This window comes from Massilimicrobiota sp. An105, assembly GCF_002161155.1.
Taxonomy (GTDB): domain Bacteria; phylum Bacillota_I; class Bacilli_A; order Erysipelotrichales; family Coprobacillaceae; genus Allocoprobacillus; species Allocoprobacillus merdigallinarum.
In genome coordinates this window covers 1-15,723 of the sequence record NZ_NFLY01000002.1, presented here as the reverse complement: position 1 = coordinate 15,723, position 15,723 = coordinate 1, and the positions used below count along the sequence as shown (strand labels likewise).

16 protein-coding genes are annotated in these 15,723 nt (G+C 34.5%); 4 read left to right on the top strand and 12 right to left on the bottom strand.

Features of this window, described 5'->3' with window-relative positions; all coding sequences use genetic code 11:
• Nucleotides 1–10: 10 nt before the first annotated feature.
• The 3 genes from B5E48_RS00665 to B5E48_RS00655 are packed head-to-tail and all read left to right on the top strand — an operon-like array spanning nt 11 to nt 1,743.
• Nucleotides 11–400, top strand: a complete 390-nt coding sequence (locus B5E48_RS00665) for a hypothetical protein (RefSeq protein ID WP_087303745.1) — start codon at nt 11–13, stop codon at nt 398–400.
• A 36-nt stretch (nt 401–436) separates the two neighbouring features.
• On the top strand, nt 437–1,186 hold the full coding sequence (locus B5E48_RS00660; protein WP_087303744.1) for an SMI1/KNR4 family protein: 750 nt from the start codon (nt 437–439) through the stop codon (nt 1,184–1,186).
• Between the two features lie 41 nt (nt 1,187–1,227).
• On the top strand, nt 1,228–1,743 hold the full coding sequence (locus B5E48_RS00655) for a glutathione reductase (protein WP_087303743.1): 516 nt from the start codon (nt 1,228–1,230) through the stop codon (nt 1,741–1,743).
• A gap of 28 nt (nt 1,744–1,771) precedes the next feature.
• Here B5E48_RS00655 and B5E48_RS00650 read toward each other — a convergent pair whose 3' ends face one another.
• The 4 genes from B5E48_RS00650 to B5E48_RS00635 form a co-directional block, all read right to left on the bottom strand.
• The gene (locus tag B5E48_RS00650) at nt 1,772–2,083 is read right to left on the bottom strand and encodes a YolD-like family protein (RefSeq protein ID WP_087303742.1); all 312 of its coding nucleotides are present in this window, start codon (nt 2,081–2,083) and stop codon (nt 1,772–1,774) included.
• 320 nt (nt 2,084–2,403) lie between these two features.
• Entirely contained in the window at nt 2,404–3,300 is an 897-nt protein-coding gene (locus B5E48_RS00645) for an ABC transporter permease (RefSeq protein WP_164483582.1), read from the bottom strand.
• Nucleotides 3,297–4,211, bottom strand: coding sequence for an ABC transporter ATP-binding protein (locus B5E48_RS00640; RefSeq protein WP_087303741.1), 915 nt, complete (start codon nt 4,209–4,211; stop codon nt 3,297–3,299). Before B5E48_RS00640 ends, B5E48_RS00645 begins: the two co-directional genes overlap by 4 nt.
• 270 nt (nt 4,212–4,481) lie before the next feature.
• Nucleotides 4,482–4,829 (bottom strand): TnpV protein, encoded by a 348-nt coding sequence (locus B5E48_RS00635; RefSeq protein ID WP_087303740.1) that lies wholly within the window; start codon nt 4,827–4,829, stop codon nt 4,482–4,484.
• Nucleotides 4,830–5,162: 333 nt separating this feature from the next.
• Here B5E48_RS00635 and B5E48_RS00630 point away from each other — a divergent pair, with 333 nt between their 5' ends.
• Entirely contained in the window at nt 5,163–5,861 is a 699-nt protein-coding gene (locus B5E48_RS00630) for a 5'-methylthioadenosine/adenosylhomocysteine nucleosidase (protein ID WP_087303739.1), read from the top strand.
• 174 nt (nt 5,862–6,035) lie between these two features.
• Here the strand turns inward: B5E48_RS00630 and ilvB are convergent, their stop codons facing one another.
• From ilvB to leuA, 8 genes are all read right to left on the bottom strand, one after another.
• The gene (gene ilvB, locus B5E48_RS00625; RefSeq protein WP_087303738.1) at nt 6,036–7,712 is read right to left on the bottom strand and encodes a biosynthetic-type acetolactate synthase large subunit; all 1,677 of its coding nucleotides are present in this window, start codon (nt 7,710–7,712) and stop codon (nt 6,036–6,038) included.
• Nucleotides 7,713–7,724: 12 nt separating this feature from the next.
• On the bottom strand, nt 7,725–9,392 hold the full coding sequence (gene ilvD, locus B5E48_RS00620) for a dihydroxy-acid dehydratase (RefSeq protein WP_087303737.1): 1,668 nt from the start codon (nt 9,390–9,392) through the stop codon (nt 7,725–7,727).
• Nucleotides 9,393–9,403: 11 nt separating this feature from the next.
• The gene (gene leuB / locus B5E48_RS00615; protein ID WP_087303736.1) at nt 9,404–10,486 is read right to left on the bottom strand and encodes a 3-isopropylmalate dehydrogenase; all 1,083 of its coding nucleotides are present in this window, start codon (nt 10,484–10,486) and stop codon (nt 9,404–9,406) included.
• Nucleotides 10,487–10,489: 3 nt separating this feature from the next.
• Nucleotides 10,490–10,984 carry a 3-isopropylmalate dehydratase small subunit gene (gene leuD, locus B5E48_RS00610; protein ID WP_087243837.1) on the bottom strand — a complete coding sequence of 165 codons (495 nt, stop codon included), beginning with the start codon at nt 10,982–10,984 and terminating at the stop codon, nt 10,490–10,492.
• A 1-nt stretch (nt 10,985) separates the two neighbouring features.
• On the bottom strand, nt 10,986–12,257 hold the full coding sequence (leuC, locus tag B5E48_RS00605) for a 3-isopropylmalate dehydratase large subunit (protein WP_087303735.1): 1,272 nt from the start codon (nt 12,255–12,257) through the stop codon (nt 10,986–10,988).
• An 82-nt stretch (nt 12,258–12,339) separates the two neighbouring features.
• Nucleotides 12,340–13,356 (bottom strand): ketol-acid reductoisomerase, encoded by a 1,017-nt coding sequence (ilvC, locus tag B5E48_RS00600; RefSeq protein ID WP_087303734.1) that lies wholly within the window; start codon nt 13,354–13,356, stop codon nt 12,340–12,342.
• A 4-nt stretch (nt 13,357–13,360) separates the two neighbouring features.
• Nucleotides 13,361–13,876 carry an acetolactate synthase small subunit gene (ilvN, locus tag B5E48_RS00595; RefSeq protein ID WP_087297219.1) on the bottom strand — a complete coding sequence of 172 codons (516 nt, stop codon included), beginning with the start codon at nt 13,874–13,876 and terminating at the stop codon, nt 13,361–13,363.
• A gap of 3 nt (nt 13,877–13,879) precedes the next feature.
• Nucleotides 13,880–15,565 carry a 2-isopropylmalate synthase gene (leuA, locus tag B5E48_RS00590; RefSeq protein WP_087297220.1) on the bottom strand — a complete coding sequence of 562 codons (1,686 nt, stop codon included), beginning with the start codon at nt 15,563–15,565 and terminating at the stop codon, nt 13,880–13,882.
• Nucleotides 15,566–15,723: the final 158 nt, after the last annotated feature.

Below are 15,723 nucleotides of genomic sequence, written 5' to 3'. Positions count from 1 at the left end.
GCTTGCGTCAATGAACTTTAACGAAGCAATGCAAATGCTTGGAGGCAAGTTGCAAGTAAAGTACGGACATTTAGGCTTTAAGTATAAAAAATCCGACAAAACGCTTACGAGGCACAGTAAAAAGTTCACCTATATGATTGCGTTTTCCTCATTCGGCGGGAACACAAAGGAGAGCATAAGCATAGAGGTTTGTTATATTATCAACACCCGTCCATACGATCCTTATAGTTACGCCAAACCAGATATCAATACACAACCACTGTTTTACAGTTTAAGAGACAATGAAATATATCTTGATATAGGAAATGAAGAAAAAATTGACAATACCTTTAAGATTGTTTGTCAGTGGATGGATAAATTACTGATTCCGAAAATGAATGTGCTTTGTGATACCGAGTAATGTGAAAGTTAAGGTTGGGAAAGAGAGTGGACATCTATGAACAAAGAATTATTGATAGTAAAACTTCTAGACTTGGTCGAAGGCCGCGAAACCCCCGAAAGTTGGTGGGGATGGTGGAATAATCACGAGGCAGAACTGGAAAGTATGCTTAGCCGAGGAGAATATTTAAAACTGAAACCATGTCAGCATGGCTTTCAATGGGTTCCAGTACTTACCAGTCAAAAGGGAGCCATATATATTTTAAATAATTGTGGAATTGAATATAAATCTAGTAACTTTTATCAAGAACAGTATTTAAAAGAATTAGATGATTTTTGTAAGAAACAGAGAATAATTCAGAAAAGAAAACAAAAAGAATTTGAAGAGAATTATAAGGATTTATTTATACATTATCCAAAGTTTTCAAAAGCACTTGCTAAAGTTTTATTACCTAGCGACAAAATAAAATTACCTGCGAAAGAAAGTCAGATCTACGATTTCGAACAGAAATTAGGGTTTACATTTTCTAAAAAAATTAAGGAATTCTTCTTATTAACAGAAGGAATAAATATTTCAACAGGAGTTATAATCGATTTATCAGGTATTTATATCTTGTCTATTAATGAAAAAGAATACTGTGTTTTGGGAGAATTTTGGAAAGAAGCAGATGGTGACCTATTATTGATGCAATCAGCTAGTGAAATAATTTATTATTATTCTCATGAAAAAAATAAAGTGAAAAAATTGTGTAATAATTTTTATGAACTGTTAGAAAACAAGATATCACATTATATTAATAAAAATTAGAACATGGTAATAATACATTTTATAAAATGGAGGGATAATTTATGGAAAAAGTAAAGAAGTTCTTAAGTTCACCAAATGAATATAGAGATGAGTTCTGGGAAAGTGATGATTTGGTATGGATTGACTGGAGAGAGTTTGAAGAATCTATTATCGAATATTTTAACAAGAAACTTCCTGATGATGATAAAATAAAATTTAGATGTGTAGAAATAGATAAAGAACGTGATATTGATATTATTTTAGAAAAAGATGGTTTAGATATAGTGGTTCCATATGCAGATGAGTGTACAGATAGAGATACTACGATTAGAAGTATTCAAGAATATTTATATCCAAAGTATCAAATTAGATGGTATATGGACTCTCTTGGTAGTGATACACTTGCCTTCTGTATTGGACAAACTTCAAATTGGAAAGAATTAGAAAATGATTTTGGAAAAGAATTTGTAAATTATTATTTCTCAATTATAAAATCTGATAGTGTAATGTTCAATATGAATATTGATGATATCATGAATTTAATAAAAGAAAGAGATATGCGCTCAATAGAATTCTGAAAATCAATTAAGTAAATCGAATTTTTGTTCAAAAGTTAATACTGTATATTGATTGTAAATCTACTTTTTTCTTCACAATTTGGATTATTTTTGTTTCTAAATTAAGTTTAGATACTATTCCATCAATTTGAATGTATTGACCGTTGTCGTAATATGTTATTTGTATTATCATACCTATTTTAACCTGATGTATTTTATAATCTAATTCTGCCAAATCATCTTCAGATAGTATCTTTTTGGGAACGATAATTCTTTCCTTTTCTTTCAGAATTTCTCTAAATCCTTTAAGCGCATCAAATGATTGAAATATCTGAGCTCGACTTGCTCTAGTTTTATGCATTATGACCACCTACCAATCCATTACGTTTTCTTTGTGTCGCTTTTTCATAAAAATTCATACCTTTTAATACAGCGTTCTTTCCATATTTGTTTCGGATAAGTCAGCAGGAAACCGACAGCCACCGCTAAAGAACAGCTTAGACCGCCCGAAAAGCAGAGCGTGCTAAAACATTTGCGTGAGATACAGGAACACAACAAGCAGAACCCACCGCAAAGACAGCGTAAAAAATCCATTGACAGAGATAGCCGATAGGCATTGAAAAACCGCCGTTATGGTCTTACCCATAGTGGCGGATTACATAATCATTTGCAGCTACTAAATTAACAGTTATATTTTTTTGATTTGTTTAACAAAATATAAATTCCAATCAATACCAAAATAGTGATACCAAGTATCATATACATCGTTCCAATATTTACTTGACTTCCGAAAAAATAAATATTGCAATCAAGGGAATCTTTTATTTTTTCAATAACCTCTGTTGGAATACCTTGATTTTGCATTTCGGCAAGCGCCCCTTGCATTGTATGATTTCGGATAAGTGATGTACCATAAGTGCCTGGCAAAAATGAGATTATTTTTTGCAGCCCTTCTCCAAATGAAGAAATAGGCATATATGCACCACAAATGAAACCATATCCCGCACTGATGATTGTGCCTACCGCTGAAATTTGTCCTTGTGTTGATAAGAAAAAATTAATAATCGAAGATAATGCTGTTCCAAACAAAACAAGAAGTAAAATATCAAGAAACAAAAAGAATATATCTGCGAGTGACATATACCAACCGACAATAGCCACATAAGTAAGACAGATACCCGTTGCAGCAAAGCAAATAATAAGTGTTGAAAGCAAGGTTGCAACATAATAACTCAGCGAAAGTGTAGCTGACTTCACAGGAGATATTCTTAAATCTCTTATCGTACCATTTGCTTTATCTTGCACCATTAAAAAATTAGAACAAAAAGCAACCGTTACACACGAAACAGCAAGAATAGATGAGATAAGTTGACCGCCTACCAGTCCCTCTATTATGCTTTCTGATAGTTTTAATGAATTAGGTAAATTAGATGTAAAACTATCCCGATACACATTCCCAAGAAAAGTTACATAGAGTACAAGCAATATAGCAGGCGTTATCAAAGAGGTAAAGAACATTCCCTTATCTTTGAAAAACAATTTGATATTCCTTTTGATAAGAATGAAAGCCATACTCATTTTTCAGCACCTCCCACTAATGTTTTTCCTGTAACAGCAAGAAAAACATCGTCCATTTTTCCTTTTGTTATTTCGTAATCATTAAACAACTGTGGATTACGAATAATCAATTCAGTTGCAGCCTTTGTATTCGGTACAGAAAGGCGATAACCGTTTCGGATTTGCTCATATTCCACATCAAGTGCTTTAATATCCTTTTCATCTACATCATAAATTGTGATGTAATCCCCAGTATAAATATTTTTTAATTCAAGCGGAGTACCCTCTGCGGATATTTTTCCATTATCAATGATTACAACATAATCAGCTTCCGCAGCTTCTTCCATATAGTGCGTAGTTAAAAATACAGTCATATTTTCATCTTTGCGAAAACTTGATATAACATTCCAAATAAGTCGGCGTGTCTGCGGATCAAGCCCTGTTGTCGGCTCATCAAGAATAAGAATTTTAGGCTTATGAAACAAAGCCCTTGCAATATCAATTCTTCGGCGTTGCCCTCCTGATAATTTACCAACGGTGCGTTTCAATAAATTTTCAAAATATAATATTTTCGCCAGTTCCTCAAGTCGTTTCTTAAACTCCATTCCAGTAATGCCATATAAAGCGGCACGACTTTCCAAATTATCATAAACAGAAAGGGCAGAATCCAAGACAGATGATTGAAAAACTACGCCCAGTTCACGCTTAATATAGTCCATATCCTTATCTAAATCGTGTTTATCAATAAAAACGCTTCCACTGTCTTTCGACAGTTGTCCACACATAATATTGATTGTAGTTGATTTTCCTGCCCCATTGATACCAAGAAAGGCAAACAACTCTCCTTTTTTCACACGAAAACTCAAATTCTGAACAGCGTTTACACTTCCAAAACTTTTATTAAGATTATTGATTTGAATAATATTGCTCATTCAATTTCCTCCTGTATAATCGGTTTTAATCTCGCATAGAGAGCAATCAATATAATCTTTTCCTGTTCTAATCGAACTCCAAATTAGTAGATGCAGCGCGATACCGTAAATTAAATTCATTATAGCATAATGAATTACCAAAGTCATTATGAAAGAAAACACATCGAATCATAATTGTGGCAGGCAAAGTTTTAATTTTTGACTGCCACTATTTTAATATTCTATATATTACATTTTTTACTTATAGATAATATCGGCATATACAATTTCTCATGCTCTTGCCTGTATCTCATTCATTCGACCAACCCACAACATCGGGTTTTCTACTTTAAGTTGTTCGGTCACGCCCTCCTTGTCAGCCATTTGCTCAACCAATCGAAACATCATTTCCGTTGCTTGTTCGTCAATGTCGGCAAGGTAATTATTCAATTTACCGCTTGTGAGCAGCGAAATATAAACCGTCCGTTTATGTTCCTGTAAGTAGTGTTTGTGTCGCTGCCCCCACAAACTGATAGGTTTGTTTTCTTTTTCGGCTGGTAAAGTAAGGCAAGGAATATAATAATCCCCCTGCAACTCATACCATAAACCATTGCTTGCATCATAAATATACTTGTCCATTAAAAAATCCTCCGTTATAATATATTCGCACATATGTCACAGTTCTCCGATTGCCACACTCTGTTATATCTTGTTATGAGATTTTCTTGCCCTTGATTTTGCCCTTATGATTGTGCAGAACAAGGGTAACATTGTGTGAAACCATATAAAGAGATAAGGTGTACTGATTGCGATAAATCCTTTGTTTTCAAGGCTTTCGGAGGATTTTATTGATAACCTATGGAGAGCAATAATCACTCATAATTTTATGGTTTTCAAATTCCAATTTGGAGAAATTGATGATAATTATTTTAGATAAATTTTAATTTTCATAAACGAAAGAAGGGAATAAAATTGAAAATCGGAATTGTATGTGCCACTGATGATGAACTTTCTCCGTTTTTAGCCATGATAGATAACTATAATATCACAAAAAAGGCAATGCTTAAATTTTATGAGGGAGAGATTTATGGCATGCAAGTTGTCACCCTATTTTCTGGGGTATGTAAAGTCAATGCTGCTATAGCAACACAAATATTGATTGATCATTTTAATGTAAATATAGTTATAAATGCAGGAACCGCTGGTGGAATGAATCCAAAATTGAAAATATTTGACACTGTTATATCTACTGAAGTTTGTTATCACGATGTTGCACAAGATACTTTAACAGAATTTCATCCATGGCTAAAAACTGTATTTTTTAAAGCAGATCAAGACTTAATAAAAATATCAAAAAGAGCTGTAAAAAACATAGAATCAAAAAACAAAGTATTTTGGGGACGAATTGTGACAGGAGAAGCTTTTATAACAGATATGGGACGTAAAAAAATCAATGATGAATTTGCCCCTTTAGCAGTTGATATGGAAACAGCCAGTATTGCTCATGTATGCTATGTAAACAAAATACCATTTCTTTCAATTCGCTGTATTACTGATACTGCTGAGCACAAAGGTGTTGAAAATTTTGAAAAAAATTGTGTCAAACCTTCTATAATCGCAAAAAATATGACTTTAGCTATATTAAAAGAATGTAGGAATCAGCATAAATGAAAACGACAAAATAAGAAAAAGATGAAATATGCCATTTAAAAAATCTTCGAAGTCAACTTTATTTATGTAAGAGCATATCATTATTAACTATGCCTGTATCAAAAATAATATAATCATTAATATCCATCAGCAACTGGTGGATATTTATTGTATACAAAAAGGAATAGTTTTTGACTATTCCTGTATATCATTTTGATCAAAAACATCATCAATTGGTGCACCAGGAGCAACCATTGGGAAGACTTTATCATCTTCTTCAATCATACATTCAATCACTACTGGTCCCTGACTATCCATTGCTTCCAAAATAGCTGGAGCCACTTCTTCTTTCTTTGTGACTCTTATGGCTTTACATCCAAGTCCCTCTGCTGTTTTACAGAAATCAACTTTATCATCAAGTACAGTTGCTGAATAACGTTTTCCATAAAATAATGTCTGCCATTGACGAACCATTCCTAAAACATGATTATTTAAAATGACTTCAATAATAGGAACTTGATAACGTGAAGCTGTTGCTAATTCATTCATGTTCATTCTAAAGCATCCATCTCCAGCAATATTAAAGACATATTGATCAGGTTTTCCATATTTTACACCAATGGAAGCCCCTAAGCCATAACCCATTGTTCCAAGTCCACCACTGGTAATGAGCTGACTTGGTCTTTTAAAATGGTAATATTGAGCTGCCCACATTTGATTTTGACCTACTTCAGTACAGATAATCGCATTATTATCTGTGAGTGCTTCAATTTGTTCAATCACATATGGTCCTGTTAATTTATCACTATCATAAGATAATGGATATTGTTCTTTTAAAGCTCTAATTTCCTTTAACCACTGTGAATGATTTTGTTGCTTTAACAATAAATTCAAAGCATTTAAAACACTTTTTGCATCACCCACAATACCTAAATCAACATTGACATTTTTATTAATCTCTGCCTCATCGACATCAATATGAATAATTTTAGCATGTCTCGCAAATTTTTGAGCATTTCCAATGACACGGTCACTAAATCTGACACCTATTGCCACTAATAAATCACAGTTAGAAACACCAAGATTACTTGTTTTTGTTCCATGCATTCCAAGCATTCCTGTATAACGTGGATTGGTTCCATCAAAAGCACCTTTTCCCATCAAAGAATCGGTAACAGGCGCATCAATCTTTTCTACAAACTCACGTAGTTCCTGGGAAGCATTAGATCTGACAACACCTCCTCCAACAAAAACAAATGGCTTTTCACTTTTTTCAATCATTTCAATAGCTTCTTTTAATGTTGATGTTGGATAAGTATAACTACGTCTTTCTATTTTTTCTGGTTTTTGATGATGATATTCACATTTGGCAGCTGTGACATCTTTTGTAATATCCACAAGAACGGGTCCAGGTCTTCCTTCTTTGGCAATCTGGAAAGCTTTACGAATTGTTGGTGCTAAACTTTCTACATCTTTGACAATATAATTGTGTTTTGTAATAGGCATTGTCACACCTGTAATATCAACTTCCTGAAAACTATCTTTTCCTAACAATGGCACACCTACGTTAGCAGTAATCGCTACTAAAGGGACAGAATCCATATAAGCTGTTGCTATTCCTGTCACAAGATTTGTCGCCCCCGGTCCACTTGTTGCCATGCAAACGCCTACTTTTCCAGTTGCTCTGGCATAACCATCTGCTGCATGTGAAGCCCCTTGTTCATGAGAAGTTAAAACATGATTAATTTTGTCACGATAGTTATATAAACTGTCATAAACATTCAGGATTGTTCCTCCGGGATACCCAAAAACAGTATCAACGCCTTGTTCCAATAAACATTCTATGACTATATCGGCTCCAGTTAATAACATATACTTCTCCTCCTATTCTTTGACTTTTAAAACCGCCCCAGTATTTGCAGATGTCACCATAGACGCATATTTTTTCAAATATCCTTTGACAACTGGTAATTTTGGTTTAAAATTCTTTCTTCTTTCTTCTAATTCTTCATCACTCACTAATAATTCAATACGATGATTGATAATATCAATTTCAATCATATCTCCTTCTTTCACAAGCCCAATTGGTCCTCCAACTGCTGCTTCTGGTGAAACATGACCAATAGATGCTCCACGTGTTGCTCCTGAGAAACGACCATCAGTAATTAAAGCGACATCTTTATCTAATCCCATGCCAGCAATTTCAGATGTTGGCGATAACATTTCTCGCATTCCTGGTCCACCTTTTGGTCCTTCATAACGAATGACAACAACATCACCAGCGACAATCTTTCCAGCACGAATAGCAGCTATCGCATCTTCTTCACAGTCAAAGACTCTTGCTGGTCCTGTATGTTGTAACATTTCTTGAGCTACTGCACTTTGTTTCACAACACAGCTATCAGGTGCTAAGTTTCCTTTTAAAACAGCAATTCCACCTGTCTTCATATATGGATTTTCTACAGGTCGAATGATATTTGGATCTAAATTAACACATCCTTCAATATTTTCTTTTAATGTTTTTGTTGTACAAGTTAAAACATCTGTGTGTAAAATACCTAATTGATCTAATTCATTCATCACAGCATACACACCACCAGCTTCATTTAAATCTTCCATAAATGTATCCCCTGCAGGCGCTAAATGACACAAGTTTGGTGTATGTTGACTGATTTCATTAGCAATTTCTAAATTTAACTCAACTCCAGCTTCATATGCGATAGCAGGTAAATGTAACATGGAGTTTGTTGAACAACCTAAAGCCATATCAACAGTCAAAGCATTCAAGAAAGCATCCTTTGTCATGATATCTCTTGGTTTGATATCTTTTTTGACTAATTCCATAATTTGCATACCGGCATGTTTAGCTAATCTGATTCTTTCACTATAGACAGCTGGAATAGTTCCATTACCTTTTAATCCCATTCCTAAAACTTCTGTTAAACAGTTCATAGAATTAGCTGTATACATACCTGAACATGAACCACATGTTGGACATGCTTTTTCTTCAAATTCTTTTAATTTTTCAGCAGTGATTTTCCCTGCATTATATTGTCCCACAGCTTCAAATAATGATGATAAACATGTTTGTTTGCCATCTAATCTTCTTCCAGCCAGCATTGGTCCACCACTCACAAAAATTGTTGGCACATTAATTCTTGCGGCTGCCATTAATAAACCAGGAACATTTTTATCACAGTTTGGAATCATTACCAAACCATCAAATTGATGTGCATTGGCTAAGCATTCAGTACTATCACAAATCAATTCTCTTGTGACTAATGAATATTTCATTCCTGTATGATTCATAGCAATACCATCACAAACAGCAATTGCAGGAATTTCAACAGGTGTTCCACCTGCTAAATAAATTCCTTTTTTCACTGCTTCAGCAATTTTATCTAAATTCATATGACCTGGAACAATTTCATTATAAGAATTTACCACTCCAATGAGTGGTCTATCTAGTTCTTCTTCAGTCATTCCCAAAGCATTAAATAATGAACGATGTGGAGCTCTTTCTACTCCTTTTTTCACTTGATCACTTTTCATGCATTTACCTCCTATAAGTTCTCTACAACATATTGTCCCATTTGACAACATGTCACCTGTTGTTTTCCTTCAGACATAATATCTGTTGTACGATAGTTCTTTTCCAAAACTTTTTCTACAGCTTGTTCAATATCATCTGCTTCTTCATCCATATCAAATGAATAGCGAAGCATCATTGCTGCTGAAAGAATTGTTGCGATAGGATTGGCAATATTCTTTCCAGCAATATCTGGTGCACTTCCATGACTTGGTTCATACATACCCAGTTTATCTTCTCTTAATGATGCACTTGATAACATACCAATTGATCCGGTAATCATACTAGCTTCATCACTTAAAATATCTCCAAACATATTTTCAGTCAAAATGACATCAAACTGACGTGGATCTTTGACTAACTGCATTGCACAGTTATCCACAAGCATATGTTCTAATTCCACATCTGGATAATCTTTAGCAACTTCATTGACAACTTTTCGCCATAAACGAGAAGTATCTAAAACATTAGCCTTATCGACACTTGTCACTTTATGACGTCGCTTCATGGCAATATCAAATGCACGTTTAGCAATACGACGAATTTCTGCTTCACTATAAATCAGATTATCATGAGCCACCATCTGTCCATCAATCTCTTTGGTTTCCCTTTCACCAAAATAAAGTCCCCCTGTCAATTCACGAACAATGATCATATCAAAACCATCCTGACTTAGTTCTTCTTTTAATGGACAGGCACCTTTTAATTCTTTATATAAATAAGCAGGTCTTAAATTGGCAAACAACCCCAAAGCTTTACGCATCTTTAACAACCCGGCTTCTGGTCTTAATGATGGTTCTAACTGATACCATGGTGAAGTATTTGTATCCCCACCAATAGAGCCTAATAAAACAGCATCACTTTTTTGAGCCATTTCAATAGCTTCATCAGTCAAAGGCACACCATATTTATCAATGGATATACCACCCATATCTATATATTGATAATGAAAAGTATGATGATATTTCTTGGCAATAGCATCTAAGACTTTCAATGCTTCATTGACAATTTCTGGACCAATACCATCACCTTTAATGACTGCAATTGTTTTTTCCATAGATTATCCTCTTTTCTTTTCGTTAACATAATTCACCAATCCATTTGCCTGAATCATTTTTTGTAAAAATTCAGGGAATGGCTGTGCCTGATATTGTTTATTTTTTGTTATATTTTTAATGATTCCTGTATCAAAATCAACTTCTACCTGATTGCCTTCATCTATGTCTTGAGCGGCTTCAGGACATTCCAAAATAGCAAATCCAATATTAATCGAATTACGATAAAAAATACGAGCAAAAGACTGGGCAATCACACAACTGACTCCAGCTGTTTTTAAAGCTAATGGAGCATGTTCACGTGAAGAACCACAGCCAAAGTTTTTTCCTGCCACCATAATATCTCCTGGATTTAATCTTTCTACAAATGTTGGATCAATATCCACCATGGCGTGACTGGCTAATTCTTTTGCATCAAATGAATTTAAATAACGTGCTGGGATAATCACATCCGTATCCACATTATCCCCATATTTTAAAACAGTTCCTTGGGCTTTCATGTTATTCTCCCACCTTTCTTGGATCAGCTATATATCCTGCAATAGCACTCGCTGCCGCAACCTCAGGAGAAGCTAAATAAATCAAAGATTCTGTATCTCCCATTCTTCCTACAAAGTTACGGTTTGTTGTAGAAACACATTTTTCACCTTTTGCCATAACACCCATATGACCACCCATACATGGTCCACAGCTTGGTGTATTGAATGCACATCCTGCTTCCACAAAAATTTCTGCCAAACCTTCTCGAATACATTCCACAAAGATTTTCTGTGTTGCAGGAATGACCATGACTCTAACTGTATCAGCGACTTTCTTTCCTTTTAATAACGCCGCAGCTTTACGCAAATCACTTAAACGACCATTCGTACATGAACCAATCACAACTTGATCAATATAAATCTTTTCACTTTCATTGATTTCTTCCATTGTATGTGCATTTCCAGGTAAATGAGGGAAAGCTACAGTTGGTGTAATTTTTGATAAATCAATTTCAATGACTTCATCATATTCTGCATCTTCATCTGCCTGATACTCTTTATAACTTTTCTTTGAATGTTGTTTCATATATTCTCTTGTTTTCTCATCAACTGGGAAAATACCATTTTTAGCGCCTGCTTCAATCGCCATATTACAAATTGTAAAACGATCATCCATCGTTAAAGAAGAAACACCTTCCCCAGTAAATTCCATAGATTTATATAAAGCACCATCAACACCAATACGTCCAATAATATGTAAAATCACATCTTTACCACTGACATACGGCTGTAATGCTCCTTTTAAAACAAACTTAATAGCACTTGGCACCTTAAACCAAAGTTCTCCTGTGGCCATACCTGTCGCAATATCAGTTGTTCCAACACCTGTTGAAAAAGCCCCTAACGCTCCATAAGTACAAGTATGTGAGTCAGCCCCAATAATACACTCTCCAGCAACGACAATTCCCTGTTCTGGTAAAATGGCATGTTCAACACCACATTTTCCCTGTTCCATATGATGTGTTAAACACTGTTCTCTAGAAAACTCTCTGATGGCCTTTGAATTTTCTGCTGATTTCATATCTTTATTAGGCGTAAAATGATCAGGAACCAAAACAACCTTATCCTTATCAAAAACATGATCAGCCATTTGTTTAAAAATCGGCAAAGCCATTGGCCCTGTAATATCATTAGCCATTACAACATCTAGTTTTGCTTCAATTAACTGACCAGCCACAACTTCTTTCAATCCTGCATGATCAGCTAATATTTTCTGTGTCATTGTCATTGACATATATATTCCCCCTTATGACTTTGTATGTCCTCACTAAAGAGTCATTTGACTCTTTACTGAACACACACAAAGTGTGTGTGTCTTAATTATTAATTAATTTATCTTCATCAGACCAGCTATATAAACTTCTGATTTCTTTTCCAACTTTTTCACTTTGATGTTCTTTAGCTAATTTACGCATAGCTTTGAAATGAGCTTGTCCTCCAGCTGGTGACATATCCAATAAGAAATCTTTCGCAAATGTTCCATCTTGAATATCTTTTAAGATTTGACGCATAGCTTTCTTTGTATCTTCAGTAATAATCTTTGGTCCAGTAATATAATCTCCATATTCTGCTGTATTTGAAATAGAATATCTCATTCCTTCAAATCCTGATTGATAGATCAAATCAACAATCAATTTCATTTCATGAACACATTCAAAATATGCATTCTTTGGATCATATCCTGCTTCTACTAATGTTTCAAAACCAGCCTGCATTAATGCACAGACACCACCACATAATACAGCCTGTTCCCCAAATAAGTCAGTTTCAGTTTCAGTTCTGAATGTTGTTTCCAAAATACCTGCTCTTGCCCCACCAATAGCTAAACCATAAGCCAAAGCCATATCTAAAGCTCGACCTGTTGCATCTTGTTCTACTGCTACTAAACATGGTGTTCCTTTTCCAGCCTGATATTCACTACGTACTGTATGTCCTGGTGCTTTAGGTGCAATCATTGTCACATCAACATTTTTTGGTGGCACAATTTGACCAAAATGAATATTAAATCCATGTGCAAACATCAACATGTTTCCTTCTTCCAAATTTGGTTCAATTGATTCTTTATATAATTTTGCCTGTAATTCATCATTAATTAAAATCATAATAATATCTGCTTTTTTAGCAGCTTCAGCTGAAGTATAAACTTCAAATCCTTGAGCTTCAGCTTTTGCCCAAGATTTTGAACCTTCATATAGTCCTACAATAACATGCACTCCTGATTCTTTTAAGTTCAATGCATGAGCATGCCCTTGTGATCCATAACCAATAATAGCGACTGTTTTTCCATCCAATAAAGCTAAATTACAATCTGATTCATAATAAATTTTTGACATTTTTTTACCCCCTGTTTTCTTTCTTATTTATTTCAAAATTATTAAGACCTCTTGAAATACCAGCTAAACCAGTACGCACGATCTCAACAATATTGAAGCCATCTAACATTGCTAATAAACCATTGATTTTATTATGTGTTCCTGTTACTTCAATAACCATTGAATCTGGTGACACATCAACAATCTTAGCTCTAAATATATCGACGATTGAAACAATATCTGCACGTGTGTGACAATCAGCTTCAACTTTAATCATGACAAGTTCACGGTAAACAGATGCTTCGCTTGGTAAGGCAAAGATTTCAATGACATCTTCTAATTTTCTAAGCTGTTTTTCAATCTGTTCAAGAATTTGCTGATTCCCATGTGCAACCACTGTCATTCTTGAAACACCTTCTGTGTTTGTTGGTCCTACGGTTAAACTATCAATGTTATAGCCACGTCTTGAAAACAAACCACTCACACGTGTCAGGACCCCTGCACTATTGTGTACAAGAATTGATAAAATAAGTTCTTCCATAAATTATCCTTCCTTTTTTATATTTTTATAAATACGATTCATAGCTGAAATCATAGCTTTAATCGTCGCTGTTGTAATATTCAAATGCACTCCTACCCCATACTCACAAAGCTCTTCACCTTGTGGTCTTAATTGGACATAGGCAGCAGCTTTAGAATTTGAACCAGATGTTAAAGCATGTTCACTATAATCCACTAAATCTGTATATAGAAAATCATCTGTGGCATTGAATGCGTTCTTAACTGCATCAATAGGTCCATTGCCATATCCAATTAAAGTTTTCACTTCACCATGATCTTCAATTGTCACTTCAGCGCGTCTTTCATACTCATTATCTTCATCACTAATATCTATTAATCTCTGTTTAATAAATTTATATGGATATTCCAAATCTATATATTCCTTTTTAAATGTGTCATAAATACGTTCTGGAGAAACTTCTCCTTCAATTTCACTAATATTTTGAATAGCTTTTGCAAAATCAGCCTGTAAAGCTTTTGGTAAATGATATCCAAAGACTGTATCCATAACAAAAGCCACTCCACCTTTACCTGATTGTGAATTAATACGTACAATTGGCTCATATTGACGATTTAAGTCAGCTGGATCAATTGGTAAATAAGGGACTTCCCAAATACCATCTCCACGTTGATGATAAGCATACATACCTTTATTAATGGCATCTTGATGGCTGCCAGAAAAGGCAGTAAAAACAAGTTCTCCAGCATATGGCTGTCTTGGTGGAATTTCCATTTTTGTACATTTTTCGTAAACATCTTTAATTTGATTCATTTGACCTAATTCCAATTTTGGATCAATGCCATGTGTAAACATATTTAAAGCCAATGTCACAATATCAACATTTCCTGTTCTTTCCCCATTTCCAAACAATGTTCCTTCAACACGATCAGCTCCTGCCAATAAAGCAAGTTCAGTAGAAGCCACACCACAACCTCTATCATTATGTGGATGAACACTCACAATAACTCTTTCTCTATCTTTAAAATGACGGCACATCCATTCAATCTGATCGGCGTATACATTTGGTGTATCCATTTCAACTGTAGATGGTAAATTAATAATCACTTTATGTTCTTTTGAAGCACCCCAAGTATCTAAAACAGCTTCACAGACTTCCATCGCATAATCAACTTCCGTACCAGTAAAACTTTCAGGCGAATATTCTAAAATAACTTCTCCATCAAAATCCTGAGATAACTCCTTGACTAATTTTGTTCCATCAACAGCAATTTTCTTAATTTCTTCCTTACTCTTATGAAACACAACATCTCTTTGTAAAATAGATGTTGAATTATAAATATGCACAATCGCCTTTTTTAATCCTTTTAAGGATTCAAATGTTCTTTTAATCAAATGTTCTCTCGCTTGTGTTAATACCTGCACTGTCACATCATCAGGTATCAGATTTTTATCTATTAGTAATCTTAAAAAGTCAAACTCAATCTGTGATGATGATGGAAAACCAACTTCTATCTCTTTAAAGCCTAAATCAACAAGCATTTGAAACATTTCTACTTTTTCATTAATATCCATTGGTGTAATTAAAGCTTGATTCCCATCACGTAAATCAACCGAACACCAGATAGGCGCTTGTTCAATTTCATGATCTGGCCATGTACGATCTGCCAATTTAATTGTTTCAAATCTTCTATATTTTTTATAGTTCATATATTTTCCTCCCCTTTGTGCGCACGTTCTTGCGCTTAAAATATATATTTCTTTTGAAATCATCGCTCCTGCATTGCGATGTAAAGCAACCGACTTACCTTTAGGGGATAACCCGACGGGGACCAAAGCATGTCGGTAAAGCCAGGATTAGTTCTCTA